A 21,490-nucleotide genomic window follows, 5' to 3' on the forward strand; every position below is an offset into this window, starting at 1 on the left:
CTGGGATCCGAGATCGAAACGGGCTACACTCATGCCGCCAGACATCCTATAAATACTGATATAGAGAGGCTTAGAGCAACGTGGCTCAATACGTCTATACCATGCACCGCGTCGGCAAGGTCGTACCGCCGAAGCGTCATATTTTGAAAAACATCTCCCTGAGCTTCTTCCCTGGGGCCAAAATCGGCGTACTGGGCCTGAACGGCGCCGGTAAGTCCACCCTGCTGCGCATCATGGCCGGCATCGATACCGACATCGAAGGGGAAGCGCGCCCGCAGCCGGGCATCAAGATCGGTTACCTGCCGCAGGAGCCGCAGCTTAACCTCGAACACACCGTACGTGAGTCGGTGGAAGAAGCGCTGGCGGAAGTGGTCGGCGCGCTGAAACGCCTGGACGAAGTGTACGCGCTGTACGCGGAAGAAGGCGCAGACTTCGACAAGCTGGCCGCCGAACAGGGCCGCCTGGAAGAGATCATTCAGGCGCACGACGGTCACAACCTCAACGCCCAACTGGAACGCGCCGCCGATGCGCTGCGCCTGCCGGACTGGGACGCCAAAATCGCCCACCTGTCCGGGGGTGAGCGCCGCCGCGTAGCGCTGTGCCGCCTGCTGCTCGAAAAACCGGACATGCTGCTGCTGGACGAACCGACCAACCACCTGGACGCCGAGTCCGTGGCCTGGCTGGAACGCTTCCTGCACGATTTCGAAGGCACCGTGGTGGCGATCACCCACGACCGTTACTTCCTGGATAACGTGGCCGGCTGGATCCTCGAACTGGACCGCGGCGAGGGCATTCCATGGGAAGGTAACTACTCTTCCTGGCTGGAGCAGAAAGACGCGCGTCTGGCGCAGGAAGCGTCCGCCGAAGCCGCTCGTCGCAAGTCGATCGAGAAAGAGCTGGAGTGGGTGCGTCAGGGTGCCAAAGGCCGTCAGTCCAAAGGCAAGGCCCGTTTGGCCCGCTTCGAAGAGCTGAACAACACCGAATACCAGAAACGCAACGAAACCAACGAATTGTTCATTCCACCTGGCGCACGCCTGGGCGATAAAGTGGTCGAAGTCAGCAACCTGCGCAAGTCCTACGGCGACCGCCTGCTGATCGACGACCTGTCGTTCTCAGTGCCGAAAGGGGCAATCGTCGGCATCATCGGCCCGAACGGCGCGGGTAAATCCACGCTGTTCCGCATGATGTCCGGTCAGGAACAGCCTGACTCCGGCAGCATCGTGCTGGGCGATACCGTCAAGCTGGCGTCCGTCGATCAGTTCCGCGACAGCATGGACGGCTCGAAAACCGTGTGGGAAGAAGTTTCCGGCGGGCAGGACATCATGCGCATCGGCAACACCGAGATGCCGAGCCGCGCCTATGTCGGCCGCTTCAACTTCAAGGGCGTCGATCAGGGCAAACGCGTGGGCGAACTGTCCGGCGGTGAGCGTGGCCGTCTGCACCTGGCCAAGCTGCTGCAGGTTGGCGGCAACGTGCTGCTGCTCGATGAACCGACCAACGACCTGGATATCGAAACCCTGCGCGCGCTGGAAAACGCCCTGCTGGAATTCCCTGGCTGCGCCATGGTGATCTCGCACGACCGTTGGTTCCTCGACCGTATCGCCACCCACATCCTGGACTACCAGGACGAGGGCAAGGTGGAATTCTTCGAAGGCAACTTCACCGAGTACGAAGAGTACAAGAAGCGTACGCTGGGCGCCGACGCGCTCGAGCCGCACCGCATCAAGTACAAGAAGATCGCCAAGTAATCCCCCAGGCGCCGCATGCGGCGCCTTTTTTTATTCCCGCGCCAGCTCGCGCGCGTAGTCGTCAAACGCCGGGTGCTGCAGCACCACATCGATAAAACAGGCCAGCGCCGGGGAATTCAGCTTGCGGCTCGGGTAGACCAGATACAGCTCATTACCCTCCGCGCGCCACGCCGGCAAGACTTCCACCAACAGCTTATGCGCCACCACCTCGCGGCTGAGAAACGCCGGCAACAGCGTGATCCCCGCACCGGCGATAGCGCATTCACGCGCATACAGCAGGTTGTCGGTGGTGTGCGCCAGCGGCAGCTGCCAACGGTAGTAGTCGTCGCCACAGCGCAGGTTCCAGGCCGTCCAGGCGCGGTGGGCAATGCAGCGATGCTGTTGCAGCTGCTGCGGGTGTTCGATCGGCGGATGCTGCGCCAGATAGGACGGCGCCGCCAACAGATAGCGCGGCGCATACCCGAGACGGCGACCGATCAGCGAAGAATCCTGCGGCTTGCCGGTGCGCAACGCGGCATCGAAGCCTTCCTGTACCAGATCCACCATGGCATCGGACACCGACACCTCCAGCGAAACGTCCGGGTACTGGCGCTGAAAATCCGCCGCCAGCCGCGCCACCAGGGTCGCCCCCAGCCCGGCGGGCGTCGAGATGCGCAGGCGGCCGCTCGGGTTATCGCGCAGCCGCTGCAGCGCCAGATCGGCGCGTTCGGCGGCGGACATCATCGCCTGACAATGTTCCAGATAACGCTCACCGGCGAAGGTCAGGTTCAGCTGGCGCGTGGTGCGGTTGAGCAAGCGCAGCCCCAGCGTCTGTTCGAGCTGGCTGATGCGCTGGCTGACGCTGGATTTCGGCAATCCCACGCGCTGTGCGGCGGCGGTGAAGCTGCCGCACTCCGCCACCAGCGCGAACAGCGCCATGTCCTGCAGCTGTTTGAATTCCATTGTTCACCTTAAACGAACACTCAGTTAGATATTGTCCATCTTATCACCCCACTGCCGCGGGTCTACACTGGGGGCATCATTTGAAAGGAGTACAATCATGTCGATAAAAGCCATTGCCGTAGACCCGCAGAACCCCGCCGGTTTCATCGAGATTTCACCGGAGATGCCGGTTCCCGGCCAGTACGATCTGCTGGTGGAGGTGAAAGCCGTGTCGGTCAACCCGGTGGACACCAAAGTGCACGCCGGTCTGCAGAAAAGCGGCCTGCAGCAGCCGCGCATTCTCGGCTGGGACGCCAGCGGCATCGTGGTGGGCGTGGGCAGCGGCGTCAGCGGCTTCAAGCCCGGCGATGAAGTCTGGTACGCCGGCGACATCACCCGTCCCGGCAGCAACAGCAGCCACCAGCTGATCGACTCACGCATCGCCGCGCACAAGCCGCGCAGCCTGAACTGGGCCGAGTCCGCCGCCCTGCCGCTCACCGCCCTCACCGCCTGGGAGGCGCTGTTCGAACATCTGAACATTCAGGATGCGCCGGAGCACAAGACGCTGTTGATCATCGGCGGCGCCGGCGGAGTCGGCTCGCTGGCCATTCCGCTGGCCGCATTGCGCAGCAAGGTGAAAGTGATCGCCACCGCCTCAAGGCCGGAATCCGCCGCCTGGTGCCGTGAACGCGGCGCCGATCTGGTGGTGGACTACCGCGATCTGAAAGGCAATCTGGCGCAGCACGGCATCGAGCAGGTGGATTACATCCTGTGCCTGAACGATACCGACGGCCACTGGCCGGCGATGGCCGAGCTGGTCGCGCCGCTGGGCCATATCTGCACCATCGTCGAGAACGCGCAGCCGTTGGATCAAAACGCGCTGAAGCTGAAAAGCGCCGCGCTGCACTGGGAATTCATGTTCACCCGCAGCATGTTCACCACCCCGGACATCGCGCAGCAAGGCAAGATCCTGCAGCAGATGGCGCAGTTGCTGGACGAAGGCAAGCTGAGCACCACGCTGAGCGAAACCCTGCACGGGCTGTCGGTAGACACGCTGACCGCCGCGCATCGACAGTTGCTCGGCGGCCATATGCAAGGCAAGCTGGTTATCGCTTACTAAGCCTGAATCGCGGCGGCGCCCTGCGCCGCCGTTACTGCGGGCGGACGAAGCCGACGCACAGCGTCTGCTCGTCGGCATGCGGATCGGCGCGGAACGTCAGCGTCTGCTGCCAATCGAGGCGCATCTTCGGCCAGTGGGCCAACTCACCGCCGAAGTCGCTGTGCGCGCAGTCTTCACCCAACCGTCCGAACAGGGCGACGCCGTGCTGCGCAATCTGCGGATAGCTGATGTTGACGTTGTAGATATTCGGCCGCGTATGATTGGACCAGCGCGTAATGGTCTGCGGCCGAGAGCCGGCATACACCGTCATCCACTGCGACAGGTATTCGCCGCCGACGTAGCGTAGATCGACGCCATACCGCTCCTGCCACTGCCGCTCCACCCCGGCGCTGAACGCCTTGATACCCACCATTTTCTGGCCGGCGTTGCGCACGTTGCCCAGCATCACCGCGGCATACCCCAGATAGACCGCCAGCGCTGCGCACATCAGCCCGAGGGTCGCCGCGCGCAGTGAACGCACCGGCGGCTGACGCACGCAGCCGACCAGCAGCGCGGGCGCCAGCATAAAGAACGGCTGCAGCCACTCGGTCAACCGGCCGCCGACATTGAAGGAGAACCAGAAAGTGATAATGCCGAGCGGCAACAGATAGATCCACAACAGCACCCGCATCGGCAACGCCGATGGCCAGGCCAGCACCGCCCCGCTGCGCCGCAGGATCGCCCACAGCACCAGCGACGGATAGAACACCAGCAGCAGCGACTGCAGCATGTCGAGGTTGAGCTGCATCTTGATCTGCGAATCCACCCATTTGAAGGCGGCAAAGTCGTGGTTCCACAGCCAGAACACGTTCGGCAACACCAACGCCAGCCAGATCGCCACCGCCAGATAGAACTGCGGCTGCCGATAGCAGCGACGGACCTGCGGTACGAACAGCGTCGACAGCGCCACGAAATAGACGAAGGCGAAGGTCGAGTATTTCGCCATCATCGCCAGACCGGCCACCAACGCGAAGGCCGGCCACCAGTTGGCCGAACGCGAGATCGCCATGTGGAAGAACAGCGCCATCCACGGCCACAGCATCACCAACAGGTAGTTGTCGTTGTAGGGAATAATGTCGAAATTGATGATGCCGGACAGGTTGAGCGTCAGCAGCGCCATCCAGGCCAGCAAGGTGCTGCCGCTCAGACGCCGCGCCAACAGCCAGACGCCCAACATGCCGATGGCGATGGCGATGAAGTGCCCGCCATACCAGTAAACGTTCAGCGGAAGCCACGACAGCCAGATCGCCGGATGCATCGCCGCACCGACCAGCCACGGATTTTTCGGTGAGCCCCACTCGCCGTTGAGGCCCCAGTTGAGCGCCTCGACGGCGTCGTAAGGCAGGGTAGGATCGAGATGAACAGTCAGCAGCGTCCAGGCTGCGGCATAGCAGACCAACCAGAGAGCGAGTAAGCGATAAGACATGTCTTCTTCTAAGCGTTATTGTAAAGAAAATCTTAACTTAGTCGCTGTCGAATGAACCATGTTTAAACAAGCCGTTAAATGTGCGCCTGGGTGGCGTTTCTGCCGCCTCGATCGCACATTACGCTAATTTTACTCAGCCTGCCGCGTGACGATGGGCGGGCGCGCTCAACCGGCCGGCGTCCGCCGCCAGCAGCTGTTGCACCAGCTCGACGCAGCGCAGAAAACGCTCTTCGTAATCGCTGGACTCAACGTGCACGTACTCGATGTTGTTGGCACGCAGCATCTCCTCCAGCAGGCGCTGGAACGCCAGGCGATCGGCGGTGCTGCCGAGGCTGCGCAGGCCGTCCGCCACCCACGGCGTGTTGTTTTCCAGCAGGATCACCAGATCGAAACGGTATTCGTCGATCAGCGCCTGCACGAAGGGGTGTTCACGCCCTTCGTACTTTTTGCAAAACGCCTGCGTAGTCACGAAATCGGTATCGATAAACGCCACCTTGTTGGCGTACTTGACCGCGAAATCCACGTATTGCGCCTGCCCGAGGGCAATTTTGTCGTAGTCGGAATACTGCAGCGCCATCTCGTCGCCGCCCAGGTGCGAAAACACGTAATCGCGGCCATATTCCCAGGCGCTGGTGGTGTTGAAGATGTTGGCCAACTTGTTGACCAACGTCGACTTGCCGCTCGATTCGCCGCCGAGGATCGCTACGGTGCGCACGAAGAACGGCTTCACCTCGGTCGGGATGTAGTCCCAATAGCGGAACGGATCCTGGCGGATCTGATTGCCGCTGATGTTCATGAACGAACGCTCGGGGTCGACCAAAATGGTTTCGATGCCCAGATGCTCGCGGTAGCGCGGCGCATCCTGCGCTTCGCTGGAATAGATGAAGCTCGGCACGATGCCCTTCTGTTCCATAAAGGCCTTCATGCCGTCGCTCCACACGTTCCAGCCGTGCGGATAGGGTTCGATGCCCTGTTCGTCGAACGAGTGGATATGGATGTTTTTCTGGTACTTGAAGGTCTGCAGCAGCCAGCGCAGGCGATCGCTGACCGTCGGCTGTTGCGACATCGAACTGTTCTCGAACAGCTCGCGATCGCGCGGCTCGTCATGGCACAAGATAACGTGCAGCTCGTCCACCTGGCTGCAGGCGCGCTGGATCAGGTAGATGTGGCCGGTGTGCAGCGGGTAAAATTTACCAAACACCACGCCGACTTTAACCTCTTTACGCGGGAACTCCAGCCCGAGAAAACGGTGCAGCGCCTCGAGCTTTTGCGCGCTCGGGCTTTTGATCTTGTCGTTCAACAGCTGGCTGAGATAGCCTTTGGTCATGCCGCTGGCATCCGCCACCTGCTGCAAAGTACAGCCCTTTTGCTTAATGGACGTCTTCAGGTAATCAAATTGCGGCATGGCCACCTCCGTTTAGTATGCTAAACAAAATAGCATATCTTTCTCGCCGTCGGCGACATTAATAAAACTCTTCCAGCACGTCCAGCGCGTCCGCCAGCTTCTTGACCCCGAACACCTGCATGTTGGCCGGCGGCTTCTTCGGCATGTTGCCGTGCGGCACGATGGCACGCTTGAAGCCGTGCTTGGCCGCTTCGGAGATGCGCTCCTGGCCGCTCGGCACCGGGCGAATCTCTCCCGCCAACCCCACTTCGCCGAACACCACCAGATCGTTCGGCAGCGGCCGATCGCGCAGGCTCGAAACCAGCGACATCAGCAGCGCCAGATCGGCGCTGGTCTCGCTGACCTTTACCCCGCCGACCACGTTGACGAACACGTCCTGATCCGACATCTGCAGCCCGCCGTGCCGGTGCAGCACCGCCAGCAGGATCGCCAACCGGTTCTGCTCCAGGCCCACCGCCACGCGGCGCGGGTTGGACATCATCGAGTGATCCACCAGCGCCTGAATCTCCACCAGCAGCGGCCGGGTACCTTCCCACACCACCATCACCGAGCTGCCGGAGGTGACTTCGTCGCCGCGGCTGAGGAAGATCGCCGAAGGGTTGCTGACTTCGCGCAGCCCCTGTTCGGTCATGGCAAACACGCCCAGCTCGTTGACCGCGCCGAAGCGGTTCTTGTGACTGCGCAGGGTGCGGAAGCGGGAATCGGCGTCGCCATCCAGCAGCACCGAACAGTCGATACAGTGTTCCAGCACTTTCGGCCCGGCCAGCGAGCCGTCTTTGGTGACGTGGCCGACCATGACGATCGCCACGCCGCGCGTCTTGGCGAAGCGCGTCAGATAGGCGGCGGTTTCCCGCACCTGCGCCACGCTGCCCGGCGAAGACTGAATGTCCGCCATGTGCATCACCTGGATCGAGTCGATCACCATCAGCTTCGGCTGCTCCTGCTCGGCGATCAGGCAGATCTGCTCGATGCTGGTTTCCGACAGCATGTTCAGGCCGCCGGTCGGCAGCCCCAGACGGTGAGCGCGCATCGCCACCTGCTGCAGCGACTCCTCGCCGGTGACGTACAGGGTTTTCATCTGTTCGGACAGTTTGCACAGCACCTGCAGCAACAGGGTGCTCTTGCCGGCGCCGGGGTTGCCGCCGATCAGAATGGCGCTGCCGGGCACCACGCCGCCGCCCAGCACGCGGTCGAACTCGAGAAAGCCGGTGGTGAAGCGCGGCAGCGCCTCAAGGCTGATTTCCGACAGCTTCTGTACCTTGCTGGCGCCGGCGTCGCCGGCATAACCGCTGAGGCGATCGTTGCGCGCCGCTGCGGGCGACGCGGCCAAACGCACTTCCGTGATGGTGTTCCAGGCATGACAGGCGCTGCACTGCCCCTGCCAACGCGGATAGTCCGCCCCGCACTCATTGCACACAAATGCCCGTTTTGCCGCTTTTGCCACGTCTTACCTCAATCTTTCGTTATCGCACTTCGTGTTTCAGGCTGCCGGTGAGAATACACAGCACGCCCATCAGATCCGCATGCCGGATCGCCACCTGCGCTTTTTCATACACTTTCGGTTTGGCGTGGTAGGCGATGCCCAACCCCGCCGCCTGCATCATTTTCAAATCGTTGGCGCCGTCGCCGATGGCCACGGTCTGCGCCAGCGGGATCTCAAGCTTTTCCGCCAGCCGCAGCAGCGTGTCGGCTTTGAACTGTGCGTCCACCACCGGCCCCAGCACTTCGCCGGTCAGCTTGCCGTCGCGGATCTCCAGCTCATTGGCCGCTGCCGCCACCAGCCGCAGCCGGTTGCGCAGGTATTCGGCATAGTAGGTGAAGCCGCCGGAGGCGATCGCCACATGCCAGCCCATCGCCTGCAGCTTGCCCACCAGGCTGGTCAGCCCCGGCATCAGCGGCAGCTCGTCGCGCACCTGCTTGAGGATGTTGGCGTCGGCCCCTTTCAGCGTGCCGACGCGCTGGCGCAGGCTGGCGGTAAAGTCCAGCTCGCCGCGCATCGCGCGCTCGGTGACTTCCGCCACCTGCTCGCCGACGCCCGCCAGCTTGGCGATCTCGTCGATGCACTCGATCTCGATCGCCGTCGAATCCATGTCCATCACCAGCAGCCCCGGCGTGCGCAGGTGTGGGATCTTGCCGAGCGGCGCCACGTCCAGCCCGCTCTCCGCCGCCAGCAGCTTGGCGCGCGGCGTCAACGTGCCCGCCAACCGCACCACCTGATAGTCGTCCACGCCCCAGGCGGTGACGATCACCATCGCCGCGCCGAGCTTGCGTTGGAATTGCGTAATGCGCGCCTTGTCCAGCTTTCTGCCGTATAACAGCCACCCGGTATTGCCCGCCCGGTAGTCCAGCGGCATCACTTCGTCGCCGCTGAGCGAAAGGGGAAGACCCGGCCATTGAGAGATCTCCGCCGGAAGATCGCAATAGGTCAGACTGTTTGACATCATTGACTCCTGAATGGACAAAAACGCTGCATGATAAAACGACGCATCAAGCTATCCTATCGCCAGCGGTTCTGGCAACATAAAGTGTCCCCGATGCCCAAGGAACCTGCATGGCTCGCGCTAAACTGAAATTTCGCCTGCACCGCACCGCTATTATCCTGATTTGCCTGGCTTTGCTGGTGCTGCTGATGCAGGGCGCCTCTTATTTTAGCCTGAGTCACCAAATGGCGCGATCCGAGCAGGTTGAAGAACTGGCGCAGACGCTGACCAAACAGGTCGCCTACAGCCTGGCGCCGCTGCTGGACGACGACGGCAACACCCCGCGCATCGACGCCATCCTCAAGCAGCTCACCGATCACAGCCGCATTCTCGACGTCAGCGTGTATCAGTTGGACGGCACGCTGGTCTCCCACGCCGGGGAACAGATAAGTATACGCGATCGCCTGTCGCTCGACGGCAAACGCGCCGGCAGTTACTTCAACCACCAGTTGGTCGAATCCATTCAGGGCAAAGACGGCCCGATCGGCTTTATCCGCATCACCCTCGACACCCACGTGCTGGCGACCGAATCCAAGCAGGTGGACAACACCACCAACCTGCTGCGCCTGATGATCCTGCTGGCGCTGGCGATCGGCATCATTCTGGCGCGCACCCTGCTGCAACACCGCCGCAGCCGCTGGCAGCAGTCACCGTACCTGTTGACCGCCAACACGCCGTTGGCAGAAGGCAATACGGTGGAAGACGACGAAGAGGATGCGCCGGAGAAAAAACAGGAAGCGCCGAAGAAGGGGTAACCCAGGCCAGGCGCTGAATACGCTCGTGCCGTTTTCTTGTCCTTTCGGTGAATAGATTGTCCGTAGCAACGGGATCCACAACCAATTGAAAGGTAAAGCGTTAGCCAAAACTGGCCAAGCGGGATGAATAGATTGACGGGCGGGCGCCATGATGACGCCCGCCGGGGTATTACGCTTTGTCGCCCAGCAGCACGGATTCCAGCGCGATAACGATCATTTCGTTAAAGGTGGTCTGGCGTTCCGCCGCCGTGGTTGCTTCGTGACGCAGGATGTGGTCGGACACGGTGCAGATGGTCAGCGCCTTGCAGCCGAACTCTTCATACAGCTCCGCCGCCACGCCGTAGATGCCGGCCGCTTCCATTTCCACGCCCAGGATGCCGTACTTCTTCATCACCTGGAACATGTCCGGATCCGGCGTGTAGAACAGATCGGCGGAGAAGATGTTGCCCACGCGCGCCGGGATGCCCTGCGCCGCCGCCGCGTCGACCGCGTTGCGCACCATATCGAAGTCGGCGATCGCCGCGTAGTCGTTGTCCTTGAAGCGCAGACGGTTCACCTTGGAGTCGGTGCACGCGCCCATGCCGATCACCACGTCACGCAGTTTGATATCGTCACGCACCGCGCCGCAGGAGCCCACGCGAATGATCTTCTTCACACCGAATTCGGCGATCAGCTCGCGCGCATAGATGGAGCAGGACGGGATGCCCATGCCGTGGCCCATTACGGAGATGCGGCGGCCTTTGTAGGTGCCGGTGAAGCCCAACATGCCGCGCACGTTGTTCACTTCCACCGCGCCTTCCAGGAAGGTTTCGGCGATGTATTTTGCACGCAGCGGATCGCCCGGCATCAGTACTACGTCAGCGAAATCACCCATCTCAGCATTAATGTGCGGCGTAGCCATAATTTTCTTCCTTTAGAAATCTTATTTAATAAAAACGTCAAACATCTAAGCCTTGAATTTCGAGTTGCAGCTAGGCAGCTAGCGGGTGAATCCCCAGGAGCTTACTTGAGTAAGTGACTGGGGTTCACGCGTGAAGCTAACAACGCTGCGGCTTGAAAGACAGGGCTTAGAACATGCTCTTACCGTAATCCATCGGCGACAGGCCAAAGTAATTGGCGACGGTCTGGCCGATGTCGGCAAAGGTCTCGCGGTGGCCCAGCGAGCCCGGCTTCACTTTCGGGCCGTAAACCAGCACCGGGATGTGCTCGCGGGTGTGGTCGGTGCCCGGCCAGGTCGGGTCGCAGCCGTGGTCGGCGGTGAAGATGATGATGTCTTCGTCTTTCACCAGCTTCAGCAGCTCCGGCAGGCGGCGGTCGAACAGCTCCAGCGCGGCGGCGTAGCCCGCCACGTCGCGGCGGTGGCCATAGGAGGAGTCGAAGTCCACGAAGTTGGTGAACACGATGGTGTTATCGCCGGCCTTTTCCATTTCGATCAGGGTCGCGTCGAACAGCGCGTCGATGCCGGTCGCCTTCACCTTCTTGGTGATGCCGACGTTGGCGTAGATGTCGGCGATTTTACCGATCGACACCACTTCACCGCCCTTCTCGTCCACCAGCTTTTTCAGCACGGTCGGCGCCGGCGGCTCTACCGCCAGATCGTGGCGGTTGCCGGTGCGCTGGAAGTGACCCGGCTTATCGCCAACGAACGGACGCGCGATCACGCGGCCGATGTTGTACCCGCCTTCGGTCAACTCTTCACGCGCGATTTCGCACAACTCATACAGGCGATCCAGGCCGAAGGTTTCTTCATGGCAGGCGATCTGGAACACCGAGTCGGCGGAGGTGTAGAAAATCGGCTTGCCGGTTTTCATGTGCTCTTCGCCCAGCTGATCGAGGATCACGGTGCCGGACGAGTGACAGTTGCCCAGGTAACCCGGCAGCTTGGCGCGCTCGACCAGCTTGTCCAGCAGTGCCTGCGGGAAGCTGTTGTGCTCGTCCGTGAAGTAGCCCCAGTCGAACAGCACCGGCACACCGGCGATTTCCCAGTGGCCCGACGGCGTGTCTTTACCGGAAGAGAGCTCGCTGGCGTAAGCGTAAGCGCCGATGATGTCGGCGTTGCGGTCCAGCCCCTGCGGGAAGTTACCGGTGGACTCTTCCGCCGCTTTACCGAGGCCCAGACGGCTCAGGTTAGGCAGCGTCAGCGGCCCCTGGCGGCCCACGTTGGCCTCACCGCGCGCGCAAACCTCGGCGATGTGGCCCAGGGTGTCGGAACCCTGGTCGCCAAAACGTTCGGCGTCTTTGCTGGCGCCGATGCCGAAGGAGTCCAATACCATAATAAATGTGCGTTTCATCTGTGCTCTCCTGCGTGTTCTCACGCTTTGGACGGCCGCGAAAAAGCCGCGGTCGTTCCTGATTCTTGGGTTATTCCGTGATGCGCTTATACACCACCGGCGTCGCTTCCGGCGCCTTGTCGCTCAGCGTCATTGCGCTGCGCACCGCATCGGCCGCCTGCTGCCAGCTCTCTTCATCGTTGGCGTGGATCATCGCCAACGGCTGCTGGGCATCCACTTTATCACCCAGGCGCGCCACTTCGGTCAGGCCAACGCTGTAGTCGATGGCATCGCTCGCCCGGCGACGGCCGCCGCCCAGCGAAACCACCGCCATGCCCAGCGCGCGGGTATCCATGGCGCTGATGATGCCCGGCTTTTCAGCATACACCGGCTTGCTCAGCGTTGCCGCCGGCAGATAGCTATCGTAGCGTTCGACGAAGTCTATCGGCCCCTGCTGCGCCGCCACCATGCGGCCAAACACCTCCGCCGCCTTGCCGTTGTCCAGCACCGCCTGCAGTTTGGCGCGCGCGTCGGCCTCGTCTTGCGCCAGGCCGCCGGACAGCAGCATTTCCACGCACAGCGCCAGCGTCACTTCCAGCAGGCGCGGGTTGCGGTATTCGCCGGTCAGGAAGCGCACCGCTTCGCGCACTTCCACCGCGTTGCCGGCGCTGGAGGCCAGCACCTGGTTCATGTCAGTCAGCAGCGCGGTGGTCTTGCAGCCCGCGCCGTTGGCCACGCCGACGATCGCCTGCGCCAAGTCTTGCGACAGCGCATAGGTCGGCATAAAGGCGCCGGAGCCGACCTTCACGTCCATCACCAGCGCATCCAGCCCTTCCGCCAGCTTCTTGGCCAGAATGGAGGCGGTGATCAGCGGGATCGAATCCACGGTAGCGGTAATGTCGCGGGTGGCGTAGAAACGTTTGTCCGCCGGCGCCAGCGAACTGGTCTGGCCGATGATCGCCACGCCGACGTCCTGAATGATTTTGCGGAAGGCGTTATCGTCCGGGAAAATATTGAAGCCAGGAATGGCTTCCAGCTTGTCCAGCGTGCCGCCAGTATGGCCCAGGCCGCGGCCGGAGATCATCGGCACATAGCCGCCGCAGGCCGCCACCATCGGGCCAAGCATCAGCGAGGTCACGTCGCCCACGCCGCCGGTCGAATGCTTGTCGACGATCGGGCCGTTCAGCGCCAGACTCTTCCAGTCCAGCACGGTGCCGGAATCGCGCATCGCCATGGTGAGCGCCACGCGCTCCGGCATGCTCATGTCATGGAAATAAATGGTCATCGCCAGCGCGGCGATCTGCCCTTCCGACACCACGTTGTCGCGAATGCCGTTGATGAAAAAGCGGATTTCCGCTTCGCTTAACGGCTGGCCGTCGCGTTTTTTACGAATAATTTCTTGAGCCAGGAACAAGGCATCCCCCTGTGTCGCCGAGAGTCGGTGCAGACGGGCGCGCCTGGCGCCCGCCAACGAAATCGATCAGTAGCCGCCGCCGGCGGTCTGGGTCTGGTGGCCCAGCGCAGTCAGCAAGCTGGCCAGCAGGCTGGAAGCACCAAAGCGGAAATGCCGCGCGTCGGCCCAGCCTTCGCCCAGAATACGATCGGCAAGTTGCAGATAATGCAGCGCATCCTCTGCGGTGCGCACGCCGCCGGCCGGCTTGAAGCCCACCGTCTTCGCCACGCCCAGATCGCGGATCACCGACATCATCAGCTCGGCGCTTTCCAGCGTGGCGTTGACCGGCACCTTGCCGGTGGAGGTCTTGATAAAGTCCGCCCCGGCCTTGATGGCGATCTCGGACGCCTTGCGGATCAGGTCGGCCTGCTTCAGCTCACCGGTTTCGATGATCACTTTCAGCAGCACGTTGGCCGCCTGACAAGCCTGCTTGCACTGTTTCACCAGCTCGAAGCCGACCTGTTCGTTGCCGGCGATCAGCGCGCGGTAAGGGAACACCACGTCCACTTCATCCGCGCCATAGGCGATGGCCGCGCGGGTTTCCGCCAGCGCGATGTCGATATCGTCGTTGCCATGCGGGAAGTTGGTCACGGTGGCGATACGGATATCCGGCGTGCCTTGCTCACGCAGCGCCTTGCGCGCTACCGGGATAAAACGCGGGTAGATGCAGATGGCCGCCGTGTGGCCGGCCGGGCTGTTGGCCTGACGACAGAGGGCGATCACTTTCTCGTCGGTGTCATCATCATTCAGCGTGGTTAAATCCATCAGGTTCAGCGCACGTTGCGCTGCTGCGGTTAATTCGGTCATAAAACTCTCCAACTGAGTACCTGGGTGTTGGCGAGCGGACTTGGTTCCATGAAGATAGCGCAGGGGAACGGCGTTCCCGCGGCGGCAACTGAGATCCTTCTCACCGCACATGGCCACCCGCCTTGCGGCCGGCCAGTAATAGCTATTTGAACACGAATGCCAAGGGCAATTCGCGTTCATCGTCACACTATATGAAATAGCACTGTAACAGACCGGAATTATATGTGAAGAGCATCACAAAATAACGCGATATCGTTCACAAATTCGCTAAAGAAGCGGCTGAAGATCGCGGGTGCGGCAAGCACCCGCGTTGCTTAGAGTATAGGCGGAGTCCCGCGATCGGTCGCGCCGTCGCGGGCTCCGGGATGGCTTTACAGCGCCAGGAAGAAACCGGCGATGGTGGCGCTCATCAGGTTGGACAGCGTGCCCGCCGCGACGGCCTTCAGACCGAAACGCGCGATGTCGTGGCGACGGTTGGGCGCCATACTGCCCAGACCGCCCAGCAGGATCGCCACCGAGGAGAGGTTGGCGAAGCCGCACAGCGCGAAGGAGATGATCGCCTTGGTGTGGGCCGACAGCACCTGCAGGCCTTCCGCCGCCACCACGTCGTCCGGGCGCAGATAGGCGCCGAAGTTCATGTAGGCGACGAACTCGTTGACGATGATCTTCTGGCCGATAAACGAACCGGCGGTCATCGCCTCGCTCCACGGCACGCCGATCAGGAAGGCGATCGGCGAGAACACCCAGCCGAGGATCAGTTCAAGCGACAGCTGCGGATAATCGAACCAGCCGCCGATACCGCCGAGAATGCCGTTAAGCAAGGCGATCAGCGCGATAAACGCCAGCAGCATCGCACCGACGTTCAGCGCCAGCTGCATGCCGGAAGCCGCGCCGGAAGCCGCCGCGTCGATCACGTTGGCCGGACGCTCTTCTTCGGCGATCAGTTTCATCGCATCGTCTTTATCGTGGGTCTGCTCGGTTTCCGGCACCATCAGCTTGGCGAACAGCAGCCCGCCCGGCGCGGCCATGAAGGACGCGGCGATCAGGTATTCCAGCGGCACGCCCATCTGCGCGTACCCTGCCAGCACCGAACCGGCTACCGAGGCCAGGCCGCCGCACATCACGGCGAACAGTTCTGACTGGCTCATGGTGGCGATATACGGGCGCACCACCAACGGCGCTTCGGTCTGGCCAACGAAAATGTTGGCGGTCGCCGACAGCGATTCGGTGCGCGAGGTGCCCAGCAGCTTGTGCAGGCCGCCGCCCAGCACGCGGATCACCAACTGCATGATGCCGAGGTAGTACAGCACCGCAATCAGCGAGGAGAAGAACACGATCACCGGCAGAACGCGCAGCGCGAATACGAAGCCGCCGCCGCCGAACACCTCGAACATCTTGTCGGACACCAGCCCGCCAAAAATGAACGAAATGCCCTGATTGCCGTAGGCGATAACGTTTGCCACGCCGTTAGACATACTGCCGAGGATGCTGCGGCCCAGCGGCACGTACAGCACCAGCGCGCCGATGCCGATCTGGATGATGAACGCCCACACGACGGTGCGCAGTTTGATGGCCCGGCGGTTGCTGGAGAGCAGCACCGCAATGGCGATCAGCACTGCCATGCCGACCAGACTCATGATGAGTTGCATGCAAAGTTTCCCTGTTGCAAAAAATAAAGTACATCCCTGCTCATGAAGAGAGGTCTGCTATTGGAGTGTTTCGGGGGGGATTATACTGAGCGAGGTCACCCTCGCACCGATTTATGTCACAAATGTATACAACGAGACGCAAATGAAAATCTTATAACGTGACGCAAGTCACGTTATAAACCCATCAATCCGGCATGGCGAACAGTGCCTGAGTATTGCGTTGCAGGTGGGCGGCAATCTCGTCGGCCGGTTCCGGCCGCAGCTCGCACAGCGTTTGAAACACCTCGGCGGCGCGTTCGGGGCGATTCGGCTGCCCCTGATAGCCGGCCAGCGGCATGTCCGGCGCATCGGTCTCCAGCAGCAGCGCTTCAAGCGGCAGTTGCGCCATCACGCCGCGCGTTTTCTGCGCCCGCTCATAGGTGATGGTGCCGCCCACGCCGATGTAATAGCCGAGGCGGATAAAGGCCTGCGCCTGCGACAGGCTACCGGCGAAGCCGTGCACCACGCCGCGACGCGGCAACTGCATGCGCCGCAGCGCCGCAGCCAGCTGATCGTGGGTGCGGCGCGAATGGAGGATCACCGGCAGGTCATGCTGTTTCGCCAGCTTCAGCTGGGCCAGCAGCACGCTTTGCTGGCGCTCGAACTGCGGGTTCTCCATATACAGATCGAGCCCAATCTCCCCCACCGCCACCAGCTTGCGCGGCCGTTCGGCCAGCAGCGTTGCCAGCTGCTCCAACTGCGGCTCATGATGCTGCGCGATATACAGCGGGTGCAACCCCAGCGCGGCAAATAGCGGCGCGTGATCTTGCGCCAGCCGCAGCACCCGGGCAAAGCGATCGGCGGTGACCGTCGGGACGATGATGCGCTGCACGCCGGCGCTTGCCGCCCGCGTCAGGCTCTCGGCCTCATGCCCGGTAAAAGGGGGGAAATCGAAATGGCAGTGGGTATCGGTAAAGGCGTAACTCACAGCGCGCCCCCTTCACCCGGTGGCAAATCACCTGGCAGAATGATCTTCGGCGCCGCTACCGCGGTCTCTGGCTGCGCACCCAGCTCGGACGGCATGACGATATCGGTCACGATCGGCGAAGGCATTCTGACGTTCTCCGGCTGGATTAGGCGGCGTGACAGCGCTTTTTTCACCTTCATGCCGTCCGGCTCCGGCTGCGCCATCCACTGGCCGACGGTGGCCAGGAAGTAACGGCCGCAGCGGCGCCCCAGGTGATAATCCTGATTGAGCGACCCCAGTCGGCTGCCCAGCGCATTGCTGGCCAGCGGCTTCGGCGGAAAGATTTCGAAGATGCGCAGCTTGCCCGGCGGCTTCTCGATAAAGCGCTGGATGCGGTGATAGCTTTGCTCGTGATGCTGCAGGATGCGCACCATCTGCTGCAGGCTGCTGTCGCTCAGCCAGTGCTCCATGCGCTTCATCCACTGCGGGGTGTAGTACATCTGCGAGGGCACTGTGCGGATCACCACGATGGTGTCGGCGCCGCGACGATAGGCCTCTTCCACCGGGATCGCATCGCTGATGCCGCCGTCCTGATAGCTGACGCCGTCCAGCTCCACGCCCTGGCGATAAAAACCGGGAATGGCGCTGGACGCCTTGATGGCCGGCAGCCAGCGTTCGCGCTGCGCCGGCAGGTAGGTCGGCTCAAAGTCATCGCTGCGGCAGGCGCACAGCAGGAACTCACGCCCGTCGGTAAAGTGCTGTTCCGCCACGTCCATCGCCAACGGCATCTGCGCCGCCGCCGTATCGACCAGCCAATCGAGATCGATCAGATGCCCACCGCGCACGAAGCGCAGCGGATTGAAGAACTGGGCCGAGGTGGTGTAACGGGTGATCACCCGACGCGCGTAGCCCACCTGCCCGCAGATATAGGCGGACAGGTTTTGGGCGCCGGCCGACGTGCCGATCAGCAGATCGAAAGGGTTAAAGCCCGCGCGCTGAAACTCGTCCAGTACGCCGGCGGTGAAAATGCCGCGCTGGCCGCCGCCTTCGCAGACCAGCGCCATTTTGCCTGGCCGAAAGGGTTTAGACGCCAGCGGTTCTATATTGCCGAGCGTGATGGGTATTCTGTATCCCAACTTGGCATCCTCAGTGAGACGTTTTCTCCGAGGATACCGCGTCTCGCTCTCTTCCGTAATCCTCTTGCAATACGCCGGCGAGGAAATCGTTGCTGCCGGCCAGCCAGGCGCAATCGCTGCCGGACCATTCGGCCCACGCCTGCCATACCTGGCCTTTCAGCTGTTTCCAGCGCCCGACGATGATGTCGCTGTTCATGGCCGGCCCTCCCCGACGTGAGAAAAGGAGTTAAGCTTTGTTACAGTTTGCAGGAAAATGCCGGCCGGCTAAGGGCGCCGGCGGCCGGTGAACAGGCTGACCAGGAACAGGATGATACCGACGACGAACACCACCTTGGCGGCCCAGGCAGCGGTGCCCGCCAGCGAACCGAACCCCAGCGCCGCAGCGATAAGCGCGATGACTAAAAAGATAATGCCCCAACGAAACATAAGCTTCTCCTTACCATTGTGAAAAAATTCGCTGCTGTCTACCGCCCCGACAACGGGACGCCGACGGCAAATCAGTTTCTTTTTTTGGTGGTACATGCCGGGCCGCCTTCACGGCCCGGCAGATGCGGCTTGTTGTTGCTTGTTACGGGCGCCTGGCGGAATTACTGCTTGACCACCAGGTCGTTTTTCACGCTTTTCACACCGTCGATGGCCTTGGCGATGCTTTCCGCACGCTCAGACTGCGCCTGCGTTTTCACCTCACCGGAAAGCTGCACCACGCCATCGGTGGTTTCCACTTTCACATTGCGCGACGGCACGATGTCATCGGCCAACAGCTTGGCTTTCAGCTCGCTGGTGGTGGCGGTGTCACCGGCATACGATTTGATCGACTGGTTGGCTTCATCTTTCACATGCAGCTTGTCGCTGACGGTCTTGACGCCTTCCACCTTACCGGCGACCGCGACCGCATGCTCCGCCTGCGCCTGGCTGCCGACGAACCCGCTCAGGGTCACGGTGCCTTTTTCGGTTTTCACCGAAATGTCAGAACTTTTGATGGTCTTATCTTCCACCAACGCACTTTTAACTTTAGCCGTTATCGCGCTGTCATCCATGTAACCGTCAACTTTTTTCATGGAGCTATCGATTTTGGCACCGGCACTATCCGCGGCGTTAGACGCCTTGTTGAGCAGACTGTCTTCGGCCAACGCACTGCCGCTTACCAAAACAGAACCCAATACGACAGCCATCAGCGAGTGTGCAAATTTGGTCTTTTTCATCGATCTCTTCCTTTTGTTGGGGGCTCTCGACGCCAAAGCGCCGGAACCCTGCGGCCACCTTCACGCGGCCTTCTCGGTAAATACTTCATCATCGCTATACGATTAAGCGTTCACGACAGGAGTATTGCAACGGCCGTGCCAACTCAAAAAACACCTTAATTATCAAAGATAAAAATCTTTCAGCCGGATTTTTAATCAAAAAAATGTCGTCTATTGGCGACAGGCTAAGTTACACAAAACTGAAATATAGCTATCTCATTGATATTTAAAGACACTGACTGTCTCCTATCGGCAACACATCAGAATAACTCACCAAACAAATAGCGTATTACAGTGATTTACTCTCAGGCGATGTGCGGACATCTCGTTAAAGATAGACCATCAGACGGAAAACGCAGGCCGAACGAACATCACCTGGCGATAGCGGTTCGCAGGATAATATGAGGAAGATTTATTAATTAGCGCAGTGAGGATAGGAGAAGCGTGCAGGGCGCACCAGGCGCCCTGCCGAGCGATCAGTGTTCGCGGGTTTTGCGGAAGGTCACGTCAGGATAGCGTTCCTGCGTCAGGTTGAGGTTCACCATGGTCGGCGCGATGTAGGACAGGTTGTCCCCACCGTCCAGCGCCAGGTTGATCTCGTTCTTGCGCTTGAACTCTTCGAACTTCTTCACGTCGTCGCACTCGACCCAGCGCGCGGTCGACACGTTGACCGACTCGTACAGCGCTTCCACGTTGTACTCGCTCTTCAAACGCGCCACCACCACATCGAACTGCAGCACACCGACCGCACCGACGATCAGATCGTTGTTGGCAATCGGACGGAACACCTGCACCGCGCCCTCTTCGGACAGCTGCACCAGCCCCTTCAGCAGCTGTTTCTGCTTCAGCGGGTCGCGCAGGCGAATACGGCGGAACAGCTCCGGCGCGAAGTTCGGAATACCGGTGAACTTCATGTCTTCACCCTGGGTGAAGGTATCGCCGATCTGAATGGTGCCGTGGTTGTGCAGGCCGATGATGTCGCCCGGGTAGGCTTCTTCCACATGCGAACGGTCGCCGGCCATAAAGGTCAGCGCGTCGGAGATCACCACATCTTTGCCGGTGCGCACCTGGCGCAGCTTCATGCCCTTCTCGTAGCGGCCGGAAACCACGCGCATAAAGGCCACGCGGTCGCGGTGTTTCGGATCCATGTTGGCCTGGATCTTGAAGACGAAGCCGGTGAATTTCTCTTCCGCCGCCGTCACTTCGCGGGTGTCGGTTTTGCGCGGCATCGGCGCCGGCGCCCAGGCCACCAGACCGTCCAGCATGTGATCCACGCCGAAGTTACCGAGTGCGGTACCGAAGAACACCGGGGTCAGCTCGCCGCTCAGGAAAGCCTCCTGATCGAACTCGTGGGAAGCGCCCTGCACCAGCTCCAGCTCATCGCGCAGCTGCGCCGCCAGATCTTCGCCCACCGCCGCATCCAGCTCCGGGTTGTCCAGGCCTTTGACGATGCGCACTTCCTGGATGGTGTGGCCTTTACCGGTCTGATACAGGTAGGTTTCATCCTTGTACAGGTGGTAAACGCCCTTGAACAGCTTGCCGCAGCCGATCGGCCAGGTGATAGGCGAGCAGGCGATCTTCAGTTCGCGCTCGACTTCATCCATCACTTCCATCGGATCGCGGATGTCGCGGTCCAGTTTGTTCATGAAGGTCAGGATCGGCGTGTCGCGCAGACGGGTGACTTCCATCAGCTTACGGGTACGATCCTCAACGCCCTTGGCGGCGTCGATCACCATCAGACAGCAGTCGACGGCGGTCAGGGTACGGTAAGTATCTTCGGAGAAGTCTTCGTGCCCCGGGGTATCCAGCAGGTTAACCAGGCTGTCGCGGTACGGGAACTGCATCACGGAGGTGGTGATCGAGATCCCACGCTGCTTTTCCATTTCCATCCAGTCGGATTTGGCGTGCTGGCTGGAGCCACGGCCTTTTACCGTACCGGCGGTCTGGATCGCCTGTCCGAACAGCAGCACTTTTTCGGTAATGGTGGTTTTACCGGCATCGGGGTGCGAGATGATGGCGAAAGTTCTTCTTTTGGAGACTTCGCGGGCAAATTCACTAGGAGACATGGTTTTCAGGTTCTACGGTTAGTCCGCC

General features: G+C 61.2%; 19 protein-coding genes. 3 read left to right on the plus strand and 16 right to left on the minus strand.

All coding sequences use genetic code 11. The features are described from left to right. The first annotated feature begins 80 nt into the window (after positions 1 to 80). The gene (gene ettA, locus ACJ8HT_RS04485; RefSeq protein WP_025159620.1) at positions 81 to 1,748 is read left to right on the plus strand and encodes an energy-dependent translational throttle protein EttA; all 1,668 of its coding nucleotides are present in this window, start codon (positions 81 to 83) and stop codon (positions 1,746 to 1,748) included. Positions 1,749 to 1,778: 30 nt separating this feature from the next. Here ettA and ACJ8HT_RS04490 read toward each other — a convergent pair whose 3' ends face one another. Further along, entirely contained in the window at positions 1,779 to 2,690 is a 912-nt protein-coding gene (locus tag ACJ8HT_RS04490) for a LysR family transcriptional regulator (RefSeq protein ID WP_197652752.1), read from the minus strand. Positions 2,691 to 2,787: 97 nt separating this feature from the next. Here ACJ8HT_RS04490 and ACJ8HT_RS04495 point away from each other — a divergent pair, with 97 nt between their 5' ends. Further along, a complete protein-coding gene (locus tag ACJ8HT_RS04495) occupies positions 2,788 to 3,789 on the plus strand; it encodes a zinc-binding alcohol dehydrogenase family protein (protein ID WP_049272808.1) in 1,002 nt (333 codons plus the stop codon). Positions 3,790 to 3,820: 31 nt separating this feature from the next. Here the strand turns inward: ACJ8HT_RS04495 and ACJ8HT_RS04500 are convergent, their stop codons facing one another. The 4 genes from ACJ8HT_RS04500 to serB all read right to left on the minus strand — a co-directional run bounded on the left by ACJ8HT_RS04500 (position 3,821) and on the right by serB (position 9,100). Continuing rightward, positions 3,821 to 5,254 (minus strand): glycosyltransferase family 39 protein, encoded by a 1,434-nt coding sequence (locus ACJ8HT_RS04500; protein ID WP_141957928.1) that lies wholly within the window; start codon positions 5,252 to 5,254, stop codon positions 3,821 to 3,823. A 133-nt stretch (positions 5,255 to 5,387) separates the two neighbouring features. After that, complete coding sequence (gene nadR / locus ACJ8HT_RS04505; protein ID WP_049198077.1) at positions 5,388 to 6,659, minus strand: multifunctional transcriptional regulator/nicotinamide-nucleotide adenylyltransferase/ribosylnicotinamide kinase NadR; 1,272 nt, start codon at positions 6,657 to 6,659, stop codon at positions 5,388 to 5,390. A 58-nt stretch (positions 6,660 to 6,717) separates the two neighbouring features. Next, on the minus strand, positions 6,718 to 8,103 hold the full coding sequence (radA, locus tag ACJ8HT_RS04510; protein ID WP_197652753.1) for a DNA repair protein RadA: 1,386 nt from the start codon (positions 8,101 to 8,103) through the stop codon (positions 6,718 to 6,720). Positions 8,104 to 8,122: 19 nt separating this feature from the next. Continuing rightward, positions 8,123 to 9,100 carry a phosphoserine phosphatase gene (serB, locus tag ACJ8HT_RS04515; protein ID WP_016929162.1) on the minus strand — a complete coding sequence of 326 codons (978 nt, stop codon included), beginning with the start codon at positions 9,098 to 9,100 and terminating at the stop codon, positions 8,123 to 8,125. Between the two features lie 110 nt (positions 9,101 to 9,210). Between serB and ACJ8HT_RS04520 the strand changes: the two genes are divergently transcribed. Then, positions 9,211 to 9,894 (plus strand): YtjB family periplasmic protein, encoded by a 684-nt coding sequence (locus ACJ8HT_RS04520; RefSeq protein WP_049198076.1) that lies wholly within the window; start codon positions 9,211 to 9,213, stop codon positions 9,892 to 9,894. Positions 9,895 to 10,063: 169 nt separating this feature from the next. Here the strand turns inward: ACJ8HT_RS04520 and deoD are convergent, their stop codons facing one another. The 11 genes from deoD to prfC form a co-directional block, all read right to left on the minus strand. Beyond that, on the minus strand, positions 10,064 to 10,795 hold the full coding sequence (deoD, locus tag ACJ8HT_RS04525; RefSeq protein ID WP_004933059.1) for a purine-nucleoside phosphorylase: 732 nt from the start codon (positions 10,793 to 10,795) through the stop codon (positions 10,064 to 10,066). Between the two features lie 166 nt (positions 10,796 to 10,961). Continuing rightward, a complete protein-coding gene (gene deoB, locus ACJ8HT_RS04530) occupies positions 10,962 to 12,185 on the minus strand; it encodes a phosphopentomutase (protein ID WP_197652754.1) in 1,224 nt (407 codons plus the stop codon). Between the two features lie 70 nt (positions 12,186 to 12,255). Further along, on the minus strand, positions 12,256 to 13,578 hold the full coding sequence (gene deoA, locus ACJ8HT_RS04535; RefSeq protein WP_019454991.1) for a thymidine phosphorylase: 1,323 nt from the start codon (positions 13,576 to 13,578) through the stop codon (positions 12,256 to 12,258). 66 nt (positions 13,579 to 13,644) lie between these two features. Beyond that, positions 13,645 to 14,424, minus strand: a complete 780-nt coding sequence (gene deoC / locus ACJ8HT_RS04540) for a deoxyribose-phosphate aldolase (protein ID WP_004933072.1) — start codon at positions 14,422 to 14,424, stop codon at positions 13,645 to 13,647. A 371-nt stretch (positions 14,425 to 14,795) separates the two neighbouring features. Continuing rightward, entirely contained in the window at positions 14,796 to 16,073 is a 1,278-nt protein-coding gene (locus tag ACJ8HT_RS04545; RefSeq protein WP_149570966.1) for a NupC/NupG family nucleoside CNT transporter, read from the minus strand. Positions 16,074 to 16,257: 184 nt separating this feature from the next. Beyond that, complete coding sequence (locus ACJ8HT_RS04550; RefSeq protein ID WP_197652755.1) at positions 16,258 to 17,040, minus strand: TatD family hydrolase; 783 nt, start codon at positions 17,038 to 17,040, stop codon at positions 16,258 to 16,260. Then, a complete protein-coding gene (locus tag ACJ8HT_RS04555) occupies positions 17,037 to 18,155 on the minus strand; it encodes a patatin-like phospholipase family protein (RefSeq protein WP_060440798.1) in 1,119 nt (372 codons plus the stop codon). The genes ACJ8HT_RS04550 and ACJ8HT_RS04555 overlap by 4 nt, the downstream gene beginning before the upstream one ends. A gap of 10 nt (positions 18,156 to 18,165) precedes the next feature. Next, positions 18,166 to 18,351 carry a CsbD family protein gene (locus ACJ8HT_RS04560; protein ID WP_025305210.1) on the minus strand — a complete coding sequence of 62 codons (186 nt, stop codon included), beginning with the start codon at positions 18,349 to 18,351 and terminating at the stop codon, positions 18,166 to 18,168. A gap of 68 nt (positions 18,352 to 18,419) precedes the next feature. Beyond that, complete coding sequence (locus tag ACJ8HT_RS04565) at positions 18,420 to 18,581, minus strand: DUF1328 domain-containing protein (RefSeq protein WP_004933089.1); 162 nt, start codon at positions 18,579 to 18,581, stop codon at positions 18,420 to 18,422. A gap of 161 nt (positions 18,582 to 18,742) precedes the next feature. Further along, on the minus strand, positions 18,743 to 19,357 hold the full coding sequence (gene osmY, locus ACJ8HT_RS04570; protein WP_063918121.1) for a molecular chaperone OsmY: 615 nt from the start codon (positions 19,355 to 19,357) through the stop codon (positions 18,743 to 18,745). A gap of 515 nt (positions 19,358 to 19,872) precedes the next feature. Next, positions 19,873 to 21,462 (minus strand): peptide chain release factor 3, encoded by a 1,590-nt coding sequence (prfC, locus tag ACJ8HT_RS04575; protein WP_038878480.1) that lies wholly within the window; start codon positions 21,460 to 21,462, stop codon positions 19,873 to 19,875. Positions 21,463 to 21,490 lie beyond the last annotated feature (28 nt).

This window comes from Serratia sp. CY44782 (assembly GCF_052168715.1).
Classification (GTDB): Bacteria; Pseudomonadota; Gammaproteobacteria; order Enterobacterales; family Enterobacteriaceae; genus Serratia; species Serratia nevei.